Raw genomic sequence first — 17,637 nt, 5'->3', positions numbered from 1 at the left:
GGGTGTGGGTGTGGGTGCGTTCGCATCGGCTGCGCGCGGGGCGTTAAGTGCGGGTGCCTTCGCATCGGCTGCGTACGAGGCGCTGAGTGCGGGTGCGTTCGCATCGGCTGCGTGCGGGGCGGTGCGTGCGGATGCGACCGCATCGGCTGCGCGCCAGGCGGTGTGTGCGGGTGCGTTCGCATCGGCTGCGTACGAGGCGTTGAGCGGGCGCGGCTTGCTGGAAACCGCCGGGGGCGTAGCGGCTGTATACCGTGCGCTGGATGCGGGTGTGTTCGGGCTTTTTGCGGCCGGGGTGCTGCGTGTGGGTGAGGTCTTGGTGGGTGTGGGTGTGGGTGTGGGTGGCGGTTGCTGACAGTCGTTGAGCGTCTGGGCCGGTGGGGCGTACGGCTGGTTGTGCGTGCCGTCATGCGTTTCTGTGGGATCGGCGGGCAGGCTCGGTGAGAGACCGTCAGATGTCTCTATCAGTGCGGCAGTTGTGGTGGGAGTGGGTGTGCTGCTGTGTTCTGGTGTGCCCAGCAGGGTGGTCAGAACCGTTAGCAGTACGGCTAGCCGTAGGGCGAGGGCGCGCGGGACGGTGTGCCATGAGCGTGCCACGGGCCGTCCCCCTCCTCGGGTTGTTGGTGGTGTTGGTCCACGTGCGTTCTAGGCCTCAAGGCCCGGCCGGGGAGTAGCGGCTGGGCCTTGAGGCGGTCTGGTGGGTGGGGGGAATCGGGTACGTCGGCGACGTTTGGCGGGCTGCGCTCGTCGCCCGGACCAGCCGCCGAGCGCACCAGGCAGGTGGCTCTGGCCGAGGCGGTGAGTGGGCAGGGCCGGTCGGGCCGGTAGCTGGGCAGGGGCGGTCAGGCCGGTAGCTGGGCCGGGCCGGTCAGCCCTCGGGGTGCATACGTGGGGTCGGTCAGGGGCTTGGGGATCGTCGGGTCCATCAGGCTCTGGAGAGCGTGGGTCCAGCAGGTCTTAAGGCTCGCGGGATCCATCAGGTACGGGAGGGCATGGGGTCCGTCAGGATTTGAGGCGGTCGGGGTCAGTCAGGATTTGAGGCGTTCGAGGGCCGTCAGGATTTGCGCGGTTGAAGATCGACAGGTCTTGGGATGCTTGCGGGCCGGCAGGCCCAGGGGCTTGCGGGCCGTCAGACCCTGAGACTTGCGGGCCGTCAGGTCTTGGGATGCTTGCGGGCCGTCAAGCCCAGGGACTTGCGGGCCAGCAGGGTCAGGGGGCTAGGGGATCGGCAGGGTCAGGGGGCTTGGGGGTCGGCAGGCCCAGGGGCTTGAGGATCGGCCAACCCCGGGGCTTGAGGGCCGGCACCCCCCGGGACTTGGGAGTCGGCAGACCCCGGGACTTTGAGGGCCGGCAGCCCCGGGACTTGGGGATCGGCAGGTTTTGGAGGGGTGGGGGTCGGCAGGTTTTGGAAGGGTGGGGTCAGGGTTCGATCAGGCCTGCTCTGATTGCGTAGCGCGTTAGTTCCAGGCGGTTGCGCAGGCCCAGTTTGTGGAGAAGGTTCGCTCGGTGTCTGTGGACCGTCTTGATGCTGATGAAGAGCATTTCCGCGATCTCCTTCGACGAATGGCCCTCGGCCACGAGCTTCAGCACCTCCTCCTCCCTCGCCGTCAGCACCTGGTCCGGCGGCTCCTCGCCCTGGCGGACCCGGTCGAGGTAGTTGCGGATCAGTGCGGTGACCGCGCCCGGGTAGAGGAAGGGCTCGTCCCGCATCGCCGCCCTGCAGGCGGCCACCAGGTCCCGGTCGGCCACCGACTTCAGCACGTAGCCGCTCGCGCCCGCCTTCAGCGCCTGGAAGAAGTACTGCTCGTTGTCGTGCATCGTCAGCATCAGCACGCGTACGCCCGGCTTCAGCGCCGCCAGTTCACGCGCGGCCTGCAGACCGGTCATCCGGGGCATCGCGATGTCCAGTACCGCCAGGTCGACCTCGTGCGTGCGGGCCAGCGCGATGGCCTCCGCGCCGTCCCCTGCCTCGGCGACCACCTGGAGGTCCGGCTCGCCGTCCAGGATGAGCCGCACCCCGCGACGTACCAGCGCGTGGTCGTCGGCCAGGAGGATGCGGATCGGCCTACCGATCGGCTCACTGATCGGCTTATTGATCGGCTTACTAGTCGTCATGGTTGCCATCGTTGTTGTCAGTGCGGCCCGACGGTTGCTGAGGGGAAGCGGTGTTCGACGTTTCGGGGTCGTCCGGAGTCGGGACCGTCAGCCTTACCTCCGTGCCGACGGCCTCTGCGCCGACGGCCTCTGCGTCTCTCGCCTGCAGGCCCGACGTGACATCCAGGCTCGCCCCGATGAACAGTGCCCGTTCGCGCATCCCGCGGATTCCCGCCCCCTCGTGGGCGACCCCCGTCCCCCGGCCGTCGTCCGCAACCGACAGCACCACCGCGCCGTCCGTCCTGGTCAGGCTCACCTCGACCCGGCCCGCCTCCGCGTGGCGGGCCGCGTTGGTCAGGGCCTCCTGGGCCACCCGGTACAGGACCAGTTCCGCCTGCTGATCCAGTGGGGGCAGGTGAGTGTCGAAGCGGCGTACCACTCGTAGCCCGGCGTGTGTGGCGAACTCCGTGGTCAGAGAGGTCAGCGCGCTGATCAGGCCCAGGTCGTCCAGCACGCCGGGGCGCAGCCTGCGCACCAGGCGGCGTACTTCGTCCAGGCTCCCCCGCGTGATCTCCTGCGCCTGCTGCAGCTCCTCGCGCAGAGGTTCGTCCGCCGCGTCCGACGCCCGCTTGAGGGCCAGCAGGACCGCGGTCATCGTCTGGCCGACCTCGTCGTGCAGCTCCTGGGCGATACGGCGCCGTTCCGATTCCTGGGCCAGCAGTACGCGGGCGCTGCTGGCGGCCCGTTCCTGCTCCAGCCGTTCGAGCATGGCGTTGAACGTGCGGATCAGTTCGGCGGTCTCCCCTCCGCCCTGTTCCGGCAGGCGGTGCCCGGGGCGCAGCAGGTCGACCGTGGTCATCAGGCGGGTGAGCCGTTCCAGCGGGGCCAGGCCGATGCGCAGCAGGGCCGCGTTGGCGACCAGCATGACGCCCAGGCCGGCCACGAGGATGATCGCCTCGGTCAGCACCACCGGCACGGAGACGGTCACCGGCGCCCACAGCAGCAGCGCGGTGGCGCTTCCCAGCACCACCGCGTTGAGCGCGAAGATCCGCCAGAACAGGGACAACGGGTGGCGCCTCTCTTTTTCGACTCACTTTGCCGGGTCGATCTTCGCCCGTCCTCCGTCCAGCCTGCCTGCTTCCGTTCCCTCCGTCGATGGGGCTCAATGCCCATTTCCTCACCCCGGCCTGCCCATGGACCTGCCCACGGACCTGCCCAGGCCGTGTCCGCCGGGATGGGCCTTCGGAACCTCCCTAGATGGGTATCGCGCCCGATGGGCTTTACGTCCCGTACGGGCGACGGTGGGGGCATAGAAGCGCCGCCCACCCTCGCGGTCGCCCCGCCGGAAGCCGGAAGAAGGACCTGCCATGTCGCACGACGCGCACCTGCGCCTGGAACACGAACGAGAATCCCGGCTGAGCCAGTTGCAGGCCATGCAGACCATGCGGGCCATGCGGGCCACTCAGGCCGGCGACGGAGCCGGGCACGAGGCCGAGGGGCAGGTGATGCTGGCGCAGAAGGACACCATCGAGCGGGTCCTCAAAGAAATCGAGGCCGCTCTCGCCCGCGTCCGCGACGGCAGCTACGGAACCTGCCCCACCTGCGCCAAGCCCATCCCGGTCGAGCGCCTGGAGATCCTGCCCTACACGCAGTTCTGCGTTCCCTGCCAGCGCAGGACCGGCTGACCCCGCCGCCCCATTTGCCCGCCCTCCGTCTCCCGCTCTCCCGTTTCTCCCTCTCTCCCGTCTCTCCCATCTCTCCCGCCCTGCCTGAGGGGTGAAGTGGTGAATCAGCAAACTATCGACGACCAGATCATCGACGACCGCGGTACGCACCTGTCGCCCGAGGATCTCGCCGCCCTGAGCGAGAACCTCCGCGAGCAGTTCCTCTTCCGCCGCGAGCAGTTGCAGCAGCTCTCCGCCCCCGCGCTGACCCGCGCGGACGCGCTCCTCGACCGGCAGAGCGCGTCCCGGACCGAGGTCCGCATCAAGCTCTCCGCCTCCGCCCGCATGGTCCTCGCCGACGTCGAGGCCGCCCTGCGGCGCATGGACCGCGGCGACTACGGCGGCTGCCACCTCTGCCGGCGCCCCATCGACCGCGAGCGCCTGATGATCGTGCCGCAAGCCCGCTACTGCGCGCGCTGCCAGCAGGTCCGAGGTGCCGATCGATGACCCTGACACCCGACCGCTCCCCAGCTCCAGCAGCGGGTCGGCACCGCTCATGGCCCTGGTGCCGCCGGTGTTCCGGCATCGCCCTCGACCTCGGCAGTGCGCGGACCCGTGCCTGGACGTCCGGGCGGCGGATGATCCTCGACGTGCCCACGGTGACCTTCACCGGCGGCGGTACCGTCCACCCCGTCCGGCGCGGCGCCATCGTCGACACCCCCGGAACCGCCCTGATGCTGGACCGGCTGCTCGGCCACCGGCTGCCCCGCTTCGGGCGCCCCTTGCTCATCCTGACCGCGCCCGTCCTTGGCGGGGTCGCCTACCGTGCCGCAGCCCGCGTCGCCGTCGAGGTCCTCCGTCCGCGCACCGTCCTCACGATCTCCACCGCGCGCGCCGTGGCCACGGCCGTGGACGCCGATCTGAGCCGTCCCCTGCTCGTCGTCGACATCGGCGCCCATCTCACCGAGGTCGCCCTGCTCTGCGAGGGCGATGTGGTCGACGCCCGGCACACCGCCCTGGGGACCAGCGACGTGGACGGCCCGACGACCCCATCACCGTCACCGTCACCGTCACCATTCCCCTCTCCACCCACACCACTGTCACCGTCACTGTCACTGTCACCGCACTCCCGAATCACCGCCTCCGTCGTCGCGATGGTGACCGCGATGCTCGAACAGGACCGCACCTCCCGGACCGGCGAAGCCCTCCGGCGGGGCGCGCTGCTCGCCGGTGGCGGCGCGCTGCTGCCCGGCGTCAGTTACGGACTCGCCGAAGAACTGCACGCTCCCGTCCAGGCCGTGCCCGCCCCGCACACCGCGGCGGTCCGCGGTGCCGCGAAACTCCTCGGGGCCGCGCACGCCCACCCCAGCAGGGCCCACCCCGAGTAGCCCACCTCGCAAAGAACATCCCGACGACAACCCGATGGCATCCCGATGGCATCCCGATGGCATCCCGACGACCCAAGGAGCCCCCGTGGCCGGCCCCATCCCCCCGGCGCAACCGCCCCCCGAAGCACAAGAACCCCACCTGCCCGACCCTCACCCCCATCCCCACCCCCACGCCCGTCGTCCCCACCCCCGTCCCCTCCTGTGGCGCCTGCGTCGCAACCCCATGCGTCGCCGCACCGACCTCGTACAGGGCTGGATCGCCGTCGGTCTGTTCCTGGTCGTCCTGACCGCCACCCCGGCGGCCGTCGTCCTGGTCGGCGACGCGGTCCGCCGCCACACCGAACAGATCGCCCGGCATCAGGCCGAGACCCGGCACCGCACCACCGCCGTCCTCGTCCACGACGCGCCCCGCCACCCCGAACCCGGGTCGGTCGAGTCGAAGAACGTCCGCTACCCGGTCACCGTCCGCTTCACCGACCGTCATGGAGACACCCGTACCGCGCAGCAGGACGTCGAGCCCGCCACGACCGCCGGGAGCACCGTCCGCATCTGGGTGAGTGACGAGGGGAAGCTCACCGGCCCGCCCCTCACCGATGACGAGGTCCGCGATCACACCATGGGCTACGCCGTCATGGCCGCCATCGTCGTCCCGCTCCTCGGCGCCGCCGCGTACGCATACGCCCACCGCAGGTTCGAGCGGATCAACCTCGCTCGGTGGGACGCGGACTGGGCAGCCGCCGCCACTCGGTGGGCCGCTTCTCCCTAGGACCGGCGGATCGGCGGCAGCTCGTACGTCCCGTCGAAGACCGAAGCGCGGGGCGTGTACATGCGCAGGATCGGGCGGAAGCGGCCCTCCGGAGTGGGCAGCCAGTTGGCCGCCGTCTTGTCGTCGGCGGGACGTCGTGGCTGGAGGAGGAGGGTGAGGGAGCCGTCGTCGTCGTAGCTCAGGCCCGGGGTGCGGTCGCCGATGGAGTGGCGCTCGGCGGGGTCGGCGACCAGCTGCCGGTCCGGCAGGCCGTACATCGTCACCGACCAGAACGCGTCCACCGGCGGCGGCTTCTCGAAGCGCAGGGTGTACGACTGCTCGCCCTCCAGCGGCCGGCCGTCGGCGTCGTCCCACGCCAGCGCGCACGCCGCTTCGTACCCGTGCGCGCCCCAAGGTGCCGTGTGCGCCGAGGTGGCACGCAGCATGCGGCCCGACTCCCGGTCGGCGCAGATCCATTGGGGGTCCTTGAGCGCGCCGGTCTCGAAGTGGTCGGCGTTGTAGTCGGAGGCGTGATACGCGAGTTCCCAACCGTTCTGCCGCGGTCCGCCCCCACTCCCGTCCCCGTCCCCGTCCCCGTCCGCGACCGCCTGCTCGACCCGTTCCTTGCCCGCCGCGTATCCCGCGCGCAGCGCTTCGGCGAGTTCCGGCTCGGGCTGCGCGTACGGGCTCTGCGCGTCCAACAGGCCCAATGGCGCGAACCGTTGCTGATACGCGAGGTCGGGCTGTGCGGGCGGGAAGGCGGCCATGCGGGCCCGCAGTTTCTCGTAGAAGAGGATCTCCGGCTCACCGTCCGGGACGTACGTGTGGGTCGGCAGCCCGCGGGGCTCGCCGGATGCCGTCCAGTACGGCTCCAGGAGTGTGTCCTCCTGGAGCTCCCGCACCGCCGCCACGTCATCCGGTCCCGTGCACGCCCATCGCCCGACGATCGTCGCCATCTCTGTGGGCAGGGCGATCTGGGTGGCACCCAGCGGGATGTCCTCGTCCCAGCCGGGGGGCGTGAGCAGGTAGCTGGCCTCGCCGGTGCCGGTGGCGCGGCGGCCCACGTAGGCGAAGTTGTTGGTCCACGCGTCCACGAACTGCAGGACGTAGTAGCGGCCGCCGGTGTCCGGGACGGTCAGGAGCAGGGCGCCACCGGAGAGGTCCAGCTGCGCCAGGGAGCAGATCGTGTCGGAATCAGGGTCGGAGTCGGGCCTGCTGCCGTGGCTGAACTCGTTGAACGGCGCGGGAGGCACGGAGCCCAGCCCGTTGCGGGAGACGCGGTCGACTGTGTCGAGGTTGAGCACCATCGGGTGGCCGTAGATGTACGCCTCGGCCGCCAGCGCCTGGAGATCGGTCGTGCCGTCGGTCATGCCCGCCGCCTTCTCGTGATCAAGCTCGTTCGTCGTTCGCGATCAAACTCGTTCGTCGTTCGTCGTTCGTGATCAAGGTTCTAGGGCCATCGTCGGGCCGCCCTGCCCCTCCTGCCACTCCTGCCGCACACGCGGCGTGGCGCGGTCGGGTGTGGCGGAGGCCGCGGATCACTCCGACGCGCCCGGCGCACCTGGCGCACCCGGCGGTGCCTGGTCGCCGAAGCGGCGTTCGAACTTGGCGACCTGGCCCTCGGAGTCCACGACCCGGGCGCGGCCCGTGTAGAAGGGGTGGCTCTCGGAGGAGATCTCCACCTCGACCAGCGGGTACGTCTCGCCGTCGTCCCACTCGATGGTCTGGTCGCTCTCGGCGGTGGAGCGGGTGAGGAAGGCGTAGCCCGCCGAGCGGTCCCGGAAGACGACGGGCCGGTAGTTGCTGTCCTTGTCCTGGCTCATGCCCCCAGGTTCCCCGCGCGCGAACACGACGGCGACCCCGAGGACGCCACGCGAGCTACGCAGCCACCGTGACCGCCGCCCTAGGCCCGGGCCCGGTTCTTCGTGGCCGCCTTCTTCGCGGGGGTCTTCTTCGCCGCGGTACTCGCGTTCGCCTTGGCCGTACTCGCCTTGGCCGTACCCGCCTTGGCCGCACCCGCCTTCTTCGCCGTCGACTTCTTGCCGCCCACATCCTTCGGGGTCGCCTTCGCCCGCCCGGATGAGGCCGCGGACGACGAGGGAGTCCGCTTCGACGCGGCCGCGGCCTTCTTCCGCCCGCCCCGCTCCAGCGGAGTCACGTCCGCCACCGATCCGTCATCCCGCGCCGTCTTCGCCGCGCGCACGCTCTTCTCCAGTGCCGACACCAGGTCGATCACCTTGCCCCCGTCCGAGTCGGCGTCGGTGGCCGGCGGCGCGGGGCTCGTGCCCTCGGCCTTCGCGGTGAGGAGTTCCTCCAGCGCCGCGCGGTAGTCGTCGTGGAGGGTGGAGACGTCGACCTCCCCCAGCGTGTCCATCAGGGCGTCCGCCAGATCGAGTTCCGCGTCCCTGACCTTGACCTGGGTGTCCGGGGCCACGCCTTCCGGGTCCCGGATCTCGTCCGGCCACAGCAGGGCGTGCATCGCGATCACGTCGTCCACTACGCGCAGCATCCCCAGCCGCTCCCGCCCCCTGAGCGCGTACCTCGCGATCGCCACCTTCTCGCTCCGCTTCAGCGCCTCCCGCAGCAGCGTGTACGGCTTGGTGGCGGGCACACCGTTGGCCGACAGGTAGTACGCCGTGTCCATCTGCATCGGGTCGACCTCGCCCGCCGGCACGAAGGCCACGATCTCGATCGTCTTGGCGGTCGGGAGCGGCAGGGCCGCCAGATCCTCGTCGGTGATCGGGACGACCGTGCCGTCCGGTTCCTCGTATCCCTTGCCGATCTCGGCGGACGTCACCTCCCGCTCCTCCAGCTCGCACACCTTGCGATAGCGGACCCGGCCGCCGTCCTCCGTGTGGATCTGCCGGAAGGAGACCGCGTGGTTCTCGGTGGCGTTCATGAGCTTGATCGGGATGCTGACCAAGCCGAAGGAGATCGCACCGTTCCATATGGATCGCACGTCAGGCACCTCTCAGCAGCCAAGCAGCGTTTCAGGGTGATTCATCCACATTCGTGGGATTCTCATCGTATGACGCCGATCACCGAGGTGGAGGGGCGGCGGCTCTCCCTCAGCAATCTCGACAAGGTCCTGTACGCCGCGTCCGGCTTCACCAAGGGCGAGCTGCTGCACTACTACGCCAGCACGGCCGACGCCCTGCTCCCCCATCTCCGCAACCGGCCCCTCTCCTTCCTCCGCTTTCCGGACGGGCCCGACGGCCAGCAGTTCTTCGCCAAGAACGTGCCCCCGGGCACCCCCGACTGGGTGCACACCGCCGAGGTGCGGCGCTCGGACGGCAACACCCGGCAGATCGTCGTGAACGACCTGGCGAGCCTGATGTGGGCGGGCAATCTCGTGACCGAGTTCCACACCCCCCAGTGGCAGGCGGACGCGCCCGCCATGGCCGACCGGCTGGTGCTCGACCTGGACCCCGGCGACCCCGCCACCGTCGTCGAGTGCTGCCGGGCAGGTCTCTGGCTGCGCGAGCGCCTCCGGGCGGACGGCCTGGACGTCTACGCGAAGACCTCGGGCTCCAAGGGCCTGCATCTCCTCTGCCCCTTGCAGCCGACACCCTCCGATCAGGTCACCGCGTACGCGAAGGCGCTCGCCCAGGCGGCCGAGGCCGAACTGCCCGACCTGGTCGTCCACCGGATGACCCGCAGCCTGCGCCCCCGCAAGGTCTTCGTCGACTTCAGCCAGAACGCCGCCGCGAAGACCACCGCCACCCCCTACACGCTGCGCGCCCGCCGGGAACCGACGGTCTCCGCACCCGTGACCTGGGAGGAGATCGAGGGGTGCGGCGACCCGGCGGACCTCGTCTTCCTGGCCGCCGACATCGCGCCCCGCCTCCAGCGGTACGGGGACCTGCTGGGCCCGCTCAACGACCCGGACCAGGGCCGACCTCTCCCGCGCGGGTTCCCTCGGCCGGGAGAGTGAGACCGTCCCGACGCCACGGGGGTCCGGCCGGAGGACCCTAGACCCGCAGCCACGTGTGACGGTCGCGGGCCATCGCGTGCAGCGCCTCCACATCGGCCGGTTTCAGTACGCCGCCGACGCCCGCGAGGGCCGACACCTCCCCGTCGCGCACGATCCGCACCTCGCGTGGCGGGGCCGTCACGTCGAGGTCCGTCGCCCCCGAGAGGGCGAGGACCGGGCGGATCTCGGCGGTCAGCGCGAAGGACGCCCGGTCGGCGTCGGCGCGGATCTCCCTCAGGAGTGGACGCGGGTCCGCGCGGCCGACCGTGACCATCGGGTCGGCGACGCGTACCCGCTGCTTGCGGGCGGGGAGCGTGTGGACGCTGAACAGACCGCCGGGGCCGATCAGGAGGTGGTGGATGCGGGCGCCGCCCGGCAGCGGCACCGAGTGCAGGGTGTGCCAGCCCGCGCCTTCGAGCCCGTCGAGCACCTCGCCGACGGCCTGCTCGGCGGTGAGGGCCCGCTGCCGTGGGTCGGCGCGCAGCCTGCGGGCCGGGGCCGGTTCGCGGTCGAGGGCGATCAGGAGGGCCTCGCCGGGGCGGTTCGGCGCGAGGTCGTCGTCCGGGTGGAGGGCGAGGCGGGCCAGCTCGGCGGGGGTGGGCACGGGCGGCGGGCCGATCGAGACGCCACCCGTGATGAAGGGGCCGAGGGCACGCAGGACCGCTTCTCTGTGGTCGTCGGCGAGGAGGGTCACGCGGGACGACTCCCTCTCGTACCACGCCACATTCCTGCCGTCCGCGCGGCAGACGTACAGCCGCTCCTGTCCGTGCCGCCAGGCCGGTATGACGCGCAGTCCGCTCATGCACCATCACCCCACGGACCATGGGAGCAGCAAGGACATGCCTTGGGCAAGAACCAGGCATGAACCTGGGTGCCACGGAGAGAAGTTGAGCCACTCGGGACGGCACTCGTGACGGCACTCGTGACGGCACTCGTGACGGCACCCGGGACGGCACGGCGACGGGGGCGCGACAGCCCCCGTCACCGTGCCGTCCTCGCAGTGATGGCCCGTTGTTACATTGCCGAGGAATGGTCGCAATAGCGGACATCTAGCTTCGGAGCAGAGGTGTCCGCGCCTCGACCGGCCAGCCCCCAGCCGTAAGGACCGTCCGCTCATGAGCAGCCTCCGCCGCCGCACCGTCCTCCGTTCCGCCGCCGTGACCGCTGTCGTCGGCGGCGCGCTCCTCACGCCGGCCGTCGCCGCCGTCGCGGACACACCCTCCCGGGCCGAGGACACCCGGACCGTGGCGCCGGCCGCCCCCGGCGCCCCCGAGGGCGGTGTCAGGGCGGGCACCGAGGGGTTCCACGGCGGCGACCCGGTGTTCATCGCCGCCGGCGGGGCCATGGCGGCCGCGGGTGCGGCCGGACTCGGGTACGCCATGCTGCGCCGCGGCCGCACCGACGCCTGAGCCCCCTCCCCCCCCCCACTTCCCCACCCGCAGGAGCCGCTGTGAGCACGAGCACCCCCGCCGACGAAGCGCCCGACCCCGCGTCGTCCGCCCCCGCGCCCGCCCCCGTGAAGCGCCGTCACACCACCCGCATCGCGGCCGCCGCCACGCTGACCGCCGCCCTCGGCGTCGGCCTCATCGCCTGCGGCCAGGGCTCCGGCGGCAGCCCCGCGCCCGACGTCAAGGTCGACAACGCCGTCGCCGCACCGGCCGCCGAGCCGCACGCCCCGCTGGAGAGGTCCCGGCCGACGGGCCTGCGCATACCCGCGGCCGGAGTCGACGCGAAGTCGATGCTCGACCTCGGCGTGGGCGCGGACGACGCGCTGGAGGTGCCGCCCGTCGACAAGGCGGACGAGCCGGGCTGGTGGACCGGGGGCGTCACCCCCGGCGAGAAGGGGGCGGCCGTCCTGGTCGCGCACTACGACACCGCGGAGGGGCCCGCGCTGATGCGGCACGTGGGAAAGGTGAGAATGGGGGACACGATCTCGGTGCCGCGAGCGGACGGGAGCACGGCGACGTTCAAGGTGCGCGAGATTGAACAGGTGGACAAAAAGAACTTCCCCACCCATAAGGTGTATGGGGCGACCGACCGGCCCGAGCTGCGCCTGCTGACCTGTGGCGGCCCGATCAAGGACGGTCACCGCACCGACAACATCATTCTCTACGCCGACCTCGCGCCGTAGCCGGACCCGGACCCGGGCAACGGGACCCGGACCCCGCGGCGCCGCAACCGAACCTCGCGCCGCAGCGGAGCAGCCCCGGGCCGCTCCACCGGCAGGCAGGAGTGCCGTGCACCGGAGCCGTCTCGCGCTCGCCGCAGGACTCGTGCTGCCCGCCGTCCTGCTGGCCGGCGGCTGTGGCGACCCCGGTGACCTGCGCGGCGCCGGCTCCACGCCCACCGCCGAGGCCCCCACCCGGCTGTGGCCGAAGCTGCCGCCCCCGTCGGCGCCCGCCGAGGACTACGGCACGATAGAGAGCCTGCCGGTCAAGGGCGTGGACGTACCGGGCGGCGACCTGCACAAGGTGAACCCGGTGACGGTCGCCAAGGCCGACTTCGACGAGAACCCGGGGATGTACAGCCGTTCGGACGCGGTCTACAAGCAGACGGCCGAGAAGCTCGACGCGTGCGACACCAAGGACGCCGACGACGCCGAGTGCCCCGTCCTGAAGGCCTACTACCGCGATCTCACCGGTGACGGCAGGGACGACCTCATCGTCGGCATCCGCCTGGCCCGCGGGCACGCCGAGAACCTCGACATACGCGCCTACGCCATGGAGAAGCGGCAGTTGACGCAGATCATGGAAATGGGGGACGCCGTGCTCGGCGTCGAGCTGGCCGGCCACGAGGTGATCGTCCGCGCCGTCTCCGGCATGCCGGGGTACGAGTACCGCACCGTCTGGTCCTGGGACTCCCACCAGAAGTCCATGCTGCCGACGACCGACGAGATCGTGCGCTCCCCCAACGCGCCGAAAGGCAAGCCCTCGCGCAAACCGGAACCCGCGGCGAGCAGCCGCCCCGTGCCCTCCCCCGGTGATTCACCGGGCGCGACCCCGGGCGCTTCCCCGAGCGGAAGCCGATGAGCCACCGACTGCCGCGCGGACCGCGGCTCCCCGCCTGGACGGCGACCCTGACCTGGAAGGCCGGGGTCTTCATCACCGTCATGTGCTGCGCGCTCGCCGCGCTGCTCGGCGCGCTCGTGCACGTGTCGGTGACCAACCAGACCGTGGGCCAGGCCCGCGAGCACGCCCTCACCCGGCTCGACGACGCGACCGAGGCGTTCGAGGCGGGCGACGACCTGGGCCCCGGCGCGGGCGTCGACCCCGAGGGCCTTCCCGAGCGGCTGCGGGATCTCGCGGTCGGCGGGGAGCGCGGGACGATGGTCGCCGCGCAGGACTCCCGGCCGACGATGTGGGCCGCGGGGCCGGCCACGGACCGGCGCGCCATCGCCGTCCGGGTCGACTACGCCCAGGGCGCCCGCACCATCGACGGGCTCGACCGGGCGATCCTCGGCTCCTCGGTCCTCGCGATCGGGGCGACGCTCCTGGTCGGGGCGTTCTCCGTGACCCGCGTGACGCGGCGCCTGCACCAGACGGCGACGGTGGCCCGCCGGATCAGCGCGGGTGACCTCGACGCCCGCGTGAACGATCCGCGCACCCGTGAGCCCTCGCGCAGCCAGGACGAGGTGGCCGCGGTCTCCGGCGCGCTCGACACGATGGCGTCCTCGATACAGGGCAAGCTGCAGAGCGAGCAGCGGTTCACCGCGGACGTGGCGCACGAGCTGCGCACGCCGCTGACCGGTCTGCACGCGGCGGCCGAGCTGCTGCCGCCGGGCCGCCCGACGGAGCTGGTGCGCGACCGGGTGGCCGCGCTGCGCACCCTCACCGAGGACCTCCTGGAGATCTCCCGTCTCGACGCGAAGAGCGAGCGCGTGGAGCTGGACGACCACCATCTCGCCCCACTGGCCGAGCGTGCCGTGCGGGGTTCGGGCATCGATGCCGAGCTGGTCGTCGTACGCGATGTCTGTGTGGTGACCGACCGGCGGCGCCTTGAGCGGGTGCTGGGGAATCTCATCGCCAACGCGGACAAGCACGGGCGCGGGCCCGTCGTGCTGACCGTCGACGGACCCACGCTCTCGGTGCGCGACCACGGCGACGGATACCCGGATTACCTGGTGGCGCACGGCCCGCAGCGGTTCCGCACGGAGGGCACGACCAGGGGCCACGGGCTCGGCCTGACGATCGCGTTGGGCCAGACGGCGGTGCTCGGCGCACGCCTCACGTTCGCCAACGCGGCGGACGGCGGGGCGGTGGCGACGCTGACGCTGCCGTACGAGGAGACCGGGGACGACGGTTGCCGGGGTGCCGACGGGGCGGTCTGAGCGGTGGTTTGACGCCGTGTGACCTTTTGCGCGCCCGGCGTGCCGATTTTAGTGTGAACTGCGGCCTATGACCCATGCTTCAGGGGCTCGACGCTCCAGGGACCCGCGGGCCGTATCGCATCCGCGCTTTCCAGAGGAGACCCCATGTCCCTTCGGTCCACCGCAACCGGCACCCGGCTCGGCATACTTCTCGTCGGCGGCGCGCTCGCCGCCTGCACCCTCACCGGCCCCGCAGTCGCGGCCGACGACACCGGCGCAGGCGGCCACCCGCGCACCTACAAGGGCCGCGTCATCGCCAAGTCCGGTCTGCTGCTTCGCACCTCCCCGCACCGGGGCGCCAAGGTGATCCGGAGCGTGCCGTACGGCAAGGTCGTCAACATCTACTGCAAGACGACCGGTGACCACGTTTCCGGCAACAACCGCTGGTACCTGCTCACCAACGGGACCTGGGCCTGGGGTGCCGCGCACTACATCGCCAACATCGGGCCTGCCCCGCGCTGGTGCTGACGCACCACAAGCACACGGTGACATAAGCGGACATTGACGCCTATCGCTTGCTACGTTCCGGGCATGACCGGAACAGCGACGGCGCCTCCCTCCGTACCCGCTGTTCGTGTGCCCCGGCGCCGTGGCACCGAAGTCGCACTGATCGTCGTGGCCGTCCTTCTCTCGGTCTACGGCTACTGCGACGTCGGCCTCGCCAAGAACGGCACCGTCCCGCCCGGCGCCGCCGGTTACGGCGCCGGGCTCGGCGTGCTCGCGCTCCTGGCGCATCTCGCGGTCCGCTTCCGCGCGCCCTACGCCGATCCGCTGCTCCTGCCGATCGCCGTGCTCCTCAACGGCCTGGGGCTCGTCCTGATCTACCGGCTCGACCTGGAGACCCCCGGTGACGAGGCGGCGCCCACGCAACTCGTCTGGTCCACCGTCGGCGTGGCGCTCTTCATCGCCGTCGTGTTCTTCCTGCGCGACCACCGGGTGCTCCAGCGGTACGCGTACATCTGTGTCGTCGCCGCCCTTGTCCTGATGATCGTGCCGATCTTCTTCCCGGCCGTGAACGGCGCCCGCATCTGGATCCGGGTCGGCGGATTCTCCATCCAGCCCGGCGAGTTCGCGAAGATCCTGCTCGCGATCTTCTTCGCCAGCTATCTCGCCGCCAACCGCAACGCGCTCGCCTACACCGGCCGTACGGTCTGGAAGCTGACGAAGCTCCAGCTGCCGACCGGCCGTGTGCTCGGGCCGATCGTCGCGATCTGGCTGCTCAGCGTCGGCGTCCTCGTCCTGGAGCGCGATCTCGGTACCTCGCTGCTCTTCTTCGGCCTCTTCGTGATCCTCCTGTACGTGGCGACCGGGCGCACCGGCTGGATCGCGGTCGGCCTGGTGCTCGCCGCGGTCGGGGCATACACGGTCGGCTCGCTCGAACCCCACGTGCACAGCCGGGTCGAGGACTGGCTGCACCCCTTCGCCTCCATCGACGCGGGCGAGGGGCCCAACCAACTGGCGCAGTCCCTCTTCGCGTTCGCGGCCGGCGGCATGCTCGGGACCGGCCTCGGGCTCGGCCACTCCATCCTCATCGGCTTCGCCGCCAAGTCCGACTTCATCCTGGCGACGGCGGGCGAGGAACTCGGCCTCGCCGGGCTCGCCGCGATCTTCCTGCTGTACGCGCTCCTGGTGGAGCGCGGCTACCGGGCGGGGCTCGCGCTGCGGGACGCCTTCGGGCGGCTGCTCGCGGTCGGGCTCGCCTCGATCGTCGCGCTCCAGGTGTTCGTGATCGCGGGCGGGGTGAGCGGGCTGATCCCGCTGACCGGCATGGCGATGCCGTTCCTCGCGCAGGGCGGGTCGTCGGTCGTCACCAACTGGATCATCGTGGCGCTGCTCATCCGGGTCAGCGACTCGGCACGGAGCCAGCCGGTGGGTCCCCCGCGGGAGGACGTGTGACGAGGTACATCCGGCATGCCGCCGCGTTCTGCGCGCTGCTCCTGATCGCCCTGCTCGTGAACGCCACCCGTGTCCAGGTCGTCCAGTCCGAGCACTTCGACGAGAACCCCGCCAACCGCCGCCAGGCCATCGCACGCTTCGGCCAGCCGCGCGGCGACATCATGGTCGACGGGCGCGCGGTCACCGGCTCCAAGGACACCGGGGAGCAGCTCCGCTACGAACGGACGTACAAGAACGGCCCGTTGTACGCGCCGGTGACCGGGTACGCCTCGCAGGTCTACGGCACCACCCTCCTGGAGAACGCCGAGGACGACATCCTCTCCGGCACCGACCCGATGCTCGCCCCGCTGCCCCTGTGGAACGACGTCAGCCGTGCGCAGAACCCCGGCGGCATGGTGCGGACCACCATCAGGGCCGCGGCGCAGCAGGCCGCGTACGCGGGGCTCGGCGGCAAGAAGGGCGCGGTCGCCGCCATCGAGCCCTCGACCGGGAAGATCCTCGCCCTGGTCAGCACCCCCTCGTACGACCCCGAACGGCTCTCCGGCACCAGCAAGGCGGTGGCCAGGTCCTGGGCGTCGCTGAACGGCAGCGCGGACAAGCCGATGCTGAACCGGGCGATCCGCCAGACGTACCCGCCGGGGTCGACGTTCAAGGTGGTGACGGCGGCGGCCGCCCTTGACTCCGGCACGGTCACGGACCTGGACGCCGCCACCAAGTCGCCCACCCCGTACACGCTGCCCGGCACGAGCACGCAGCTGACGAACGAGGTCGAGGGCTGCAAGAACGCGCCTCTGCGCTACGCCTTCGAGTGGTCCTGCAACACGGTCTTCGCCAAGCTGGGCGTGGACACCGGCCTCGGCGACATGCTGGACACGGCGAAGAACTTCGGCTTCAACGACAGCGGCCTGGAGATCCCCTCGTCGGTGTCAGCGAGCAACTTCGACACGACGATGGACAAGGCGCAGCTCGCGCTCTCCTCGATCGGCCAGTTCGACACACGGGCGACGCCCCTGCAGATGGCGATGGTCTCGGCGGCGGTGGCCAACGGCGGCCAGGTCCAGTCCCCTCATCTGGTGGACGAGACCACGACCGACGACGGCGACGTGGTGCGCAACACCGGCACCGGCTCCCTCCACCAGGCCATGAACCCGGCCACGGCCATGCAGCTGCGGGAGATGATGACCGACGTCGTCGAGGAGGGCACCGGCGGCAACGCGGCGATCCCCGGCGCGACGGTCGGCGGCAAGACGGGGACGGCCCAGCACGGCATCGACAACACCGGCACGCCGTACGCCTGGTTCATCTCCTGGGCGCAGAACTCCGGCGACGCCCAGCCGTCGGTCGCGGTGGCGGTGGTGGTGGAGGACGCGGCGGCGGACCGGGGGGACATCAGCGGGGGCGGCAGCGCGGCGCCGGTCGCGAAGGCGGTGATGGAGGCGGTGCTGGCGGGTTCCTGAGCGGAGGCCCGCGCCCGAGGCGGATGCCGGGCGCGGGCGCCCGGCACGGACGCCTGG

At 71.4% G+C, this 17,637-nt stretch carries 18 protein-coding genes; 12 read left to right on the top strand and 6 right to left on the bottom strand.

Annotated elements, in window-relative coordinates; all coding sequences use genetic code 11:
• Window positions 1–1,416: 1,416 nt before the first annotated feature.
• Window positions 1,417–2,112, bottom strand: coding sequence for a response regulator transcription factor (locus AB0I66_RS20450; protein WP_363209271.1), 696 nt, complete (start codon window positions 2,110–2,112; stop codon window positions 1,417–1,419).
• On the bottom strand, window positions 2,102–3,157 hold the full coding sequence (locus tag AB0I66_RS20445; protein ID WP_363209270.1) for a HAMP domain-containing sensor histidine kinase: 1,056 nt from the start codon (window positions 3,155–3,157) through the stop codon (window positions 2,102–2,104). Before AB0I66_RS20445 ends, AB0I66_RS20450 begins: the two co-directional genes overlap by 11 nt.
• A gap of 301 nt (window positions 3,158–3,458) precedes the next feature.
• Between AB0I66_RS20445 and AB0I66_RS20440 the strand changes: the two genes are divergently transcribed.
• From AB0I66_RS20440 to AB0I66_RS20425, 4 genes are all read left to right on the top strand, one after another.
• Window positions 3,459–3,776, top strand: coding sequence for a TraR/DksA C4-type zinc finger protein (locus tag AB0I66_RS20440; protein WP_363209269.1), 318 nt, complete (start codon window positions 3,459–3,461; stop codon window positions 3,774–3,776).
• A 96-nt stretch (window positions 3,777–3,872) separates the two neighbouring features.
• Entirely contained in the window at window positions 3,873–4,262 is a 390-nt protein-coding gene (locus AB0I66_RS20435) for a TraR/DksA C4-type zinc finger protein (protein WP_363209268.1), read from the top strand.
• Window positions 4,259–5,143 (top strand): rod shape-determining protein, encoded by an 885-nt coding sequence (locus tag AB0I66_RS20430; RefSeq protein ID WP_363209267.1) that lies wholly within the window; start codon window positions 4,259–4,261, stop codon window positions 5,141–5,143. The genes AB0I66_RS20435 and AB0I66_RS20430 overlap by 4 nt, the downstream gene beginning before the upstream one ends.
• 223 nt (window positions 5,144–5,366) lie before the next feature.
• The gene (locus tag AB0I66_RS20425) at window positions 5,367–5,909 is read left to right on the top strand and encodes a hypothetical protein (protein ID WP_363209266.1); all 543 of its coding nucleotides are present in this window, start codon (window positions 5,367–5,369) and stop codon (window positions 5,907–5,909) included.
• On the opposite strand, the gene AB0I66_RS20420 is transcribed toward AB0I66_RS20425, so the two are convergent.
• From AB0I66_RS20420 to AB0I66_RS20410, 3 genes are all read right to left on the bottom strand, one after another.
• Complete coding sequence (locus AB0I66_RS20420) at window positions 5,906–7,258, bottom strand: DUF1254 domain-containing protein (protein ID WP_363209265.1); 1,353 nt, start codon at window positions 7,256–7,258, stop codon at window positions 5,906–5,908. The two genes, AB0I66_RS20425 and AB0I66_RS20420, sit on opposite strands and share 4 nt — an antisense overlap.
• A 168-nt stretch (window positions 7,259–7,426) precedes the next feature.
• Window positions 7,427–7,711 carry a type B 50S ribosomal protein L31 gene (locus tag AB0I66_RS20415; RefSeq protein WP_363209264.1) on the bottom strand — a complete coding sequence of 95 codons (285 nt, stop codon included), beginning with the start codon at window positions 7,709–7,711 and terminating at the stop codon, window positions 7,427–7,429.
• A gap of 80 nt (window positions 7,712–7,791) precedes the next feature.
• Window positions 7,792–8,847: a Ku protein gene (locus tag AB0I66_RS20410; RefSeq protein WP_363209263.1), complete on the bottom strand. Its 1,056-nt coding sequence runs from the start codon at window positions 8,845–8,847 to the stop codon at window positions 7,792–7,794.
• Window positions 8,848–8,916: 69 nt separating this feature from the next.
• Between AB0I66_RS20410 and ligD the strand changes: the two genes are divergently transcribed.
• Window positions 8,917–9,822 carry a non-homologous end-joining DNA ligase gene (gene ligD / locus AB0I66_RS20405; RefSeq protein ID WP_363209262.1) on the top strand — a complete coding sequence of 302 codons (906 nt, stop codon included), beginning with the start codon at window positions 8,917–8,919 and terminating at the stop codon, window positions 9,820–9,822.
• A gap of 37 nt (window positions 9,823–9,859) precedes the next feature.
• Here ligD and AB0I66_RS20400 read toward each other — a convergent pair whose 3' ends face one another.
• Window positions 9,860–10,663 carry a nuclease-related domain-containing protein gene (locus tag AB0I66_RS20400; RefSeq protein WP_363209261.1) on the bottom strand — a complete coding sequence of 268 codons (804 nt, stop codon included), beginning with the start codon at window positions 10,661–10,663 and terminating at the stop codon, window positions 9,860–9,862.
• Between the two features lie 313 nt (window positions 10,664–10,976).
• Here AB0I66_RS20400 and AB0I66_RS20395 point away from each other — a divergent pair, with 313 nt between their 5' ends.
• From AB0I66_RS20395 to AB0I66_RS20365, 7 genes are all read left to right on the top strand, one after another.
• Window positions 10,977–11,270: a hypothetical protein gene (locus tag AB0I66_RS20395; protein WP_363209260.1), complete on the top strand. Its 294-nt coding sequence runs from the start codon at window positions 10,977–10,979 to the stop codon at window positions 11,268–11,270.
• A gap of 41 nt (window positions 11,271–11,311) precedes the next feature.
• Window positions 11,312–11,992, top strand: coding sequence for a class F sortase (locus AB0I66_RS20390; protein WP_363209259.1), 681 nt, complete (start codon window positions 11,312–11,314; stop codon window positions 11,990–11,992).
• Window positions 11,993–12,098: 106 nt separating this feature from the next.
• Window positions 12,099–12,890, top strand: coding sequence for a hypothetical protein (locus AB0I66_RS20385; RefSeq protein ID WP_363209258.1), 792 nt, complete (start codon window positions 12,099–12,101; stop codon window positions 12,888–12,890).
• Entirely contained in the window at window positions 12,887–14,188 is a 1,302-nt protein-coding gene (locus AB0I66_RS20380; RefSeq protein WP_363209257.1) for a HAMP domain-containing sensor histidine kinase, read from the top strand. The genes AB0I66_RS20385 and AB0I66_RS20380 overlap by 4 nt, the downstream gene beginning before the upstream one ends.
• Window positions 14,189–14,332: 144 nt before the next feature.
• Window positions 14,333–14,695 carry an SH3 domain-containing protein gene (locus tag AB0I66_RS20375; protein ID WP_363209256.1) on the top strand — a complete coding sequence of 121 codons (363 nt, stop codon included), beginning with the start codon at window positions 14,333–14,335 and terminating at the stop codon, window positions 14,693–14,695.
• A gap of 63 nt (window positions 14,696–14,758) precedes the next feature.
• Window positions 14,759–16,123, top strand: a complete 1,365-nt coding sequence (locus AB0I66_RS20370; protein WP_363209255.1) for an FtsW/RodA/SpoVE family cell cycle protein — start codon at window positions 14,759–14,761, stop codon at window positions 16,121–16,123.
• Entirely contained in the window at window positions 16,120–17,580 is a 1,461-nt protein-coding gene (locus AB0I66_RS20365) for a penicillin-binding transpeptidase domain-containing protein (protein WP_363209254.1), read from the top strand. Before AB0I66_RS20370 ends, AB0I66_RS20365 begins: the two co-directional genes overlap by 4 nt.
• The last annotated feature ends 57 nt before the right edge of the window (window positions 17,581–17,637 follow it).

Origin of the sequence: Streptomyces sp. NPDC050439 (assembly GCF_040655335.1) — a bacterium.
Lineage (GTDB): Bacteria > Actinomycetota > Actinomycetes > Streptomycetales > Streptomycetaceae > Streptomyces.
This window is presented reverse-complemented; position numbering and strand designations above follow the sequence as displayed.

What these genes read in the sequence shown, in the direction of transcription:
- AB0I66_RS20430 (WP_363209267.1), top strand. Translation starts at nt 4,259, where the DNA reads ATGACCCTGACACCCGACCGCTCCCCAGCTCCAGCAGCGGGTCGGCAC.
- AB0I66_RS20400 (WP_363209261.1), bottom strand. Translation starts at nt 10,663, where the DNA reads ATGAGCGGACTGCGCGTCATACCGGCCTGGCGGCACGGACAGGAGCGG.
- AB0I66_RS20375 (WP_363209256.1), top strand. Translation starts at nt 14,333, where the DNA reads ATGTCCCTTCGGTCCACCGCAACCGGCACCCGGCTCGGCATACTTCTC.
- AB0I66_RS20440 (WP_363209269.1), top strand. Translation starts at nt 3,459, where the DNA reads ATGTCGCACGACGCGCACCTGCGCCTGGAACACGAACGAGAATCCCGG.
- AB0I66_RS20395 (WP_363209260.1), top strand. Translation starts at nt 10,977, where the DNA reads ATGAGCAGCCTCCGCCGCCGCACCGTCCTCCGTTCCGCCGCCGTGACC.
- AB0I66_RS20415 (WP_363209264.1), bottom strand. Translation starts at nt 7,711, where the DNA reads ATGAGCCAGGACAAGGACAGCAACTACCGGCCCGTCGTCTTCCGGGAC.
- AB0I66_RS20380 (WP_363209257.1), top strand. Translation starts at nt 12,887, where the DNA reads ATGAGCCACCGACTGCCGCGCGGACCGCGGCTCCCCGCCTGGACGGCG.
- AB0I66_RS20420 (WP_363209265.1), bottom strand. Translation starts at nt 7,258, where the DNA reads ATGACCGACGGCACGACCGATCTCCAGGCGCTGGCGGCCGAGGCGTAC.
- ligD (WP_363209262.1), top strand. Translation starts at nt 8,917, where the DNA reads ATGACGCCGATCACCGAGGTGGAGGGGCGGCGGCTCTCCCTCAGCAAT.
- AB0I66_RS20450 (WP_363209271.1), bottom strand. Translation starts at nt 2,112, where the DNA reads ATGACGACTAGTAAGCCGATCAATAAGCCGATCAGTGAGCCGATCGGT.
- AB0I66_RS20425 (WP_363209266.1), top strand. Translation starts at nt 5,367, where the DNA reads ATGCGTCGCCGCACCGACCTCGTACAGGGCTGGATCGCCGTCGGTCTG.
- AB0I66_RS20370 (WP_363209255.1), top strand. Translation starts at nt 14,759, where the DNA reads ATGACCGGAACAGCGACGGCGCCTCCCTCCGTACCCGCTGTTCGTGTG.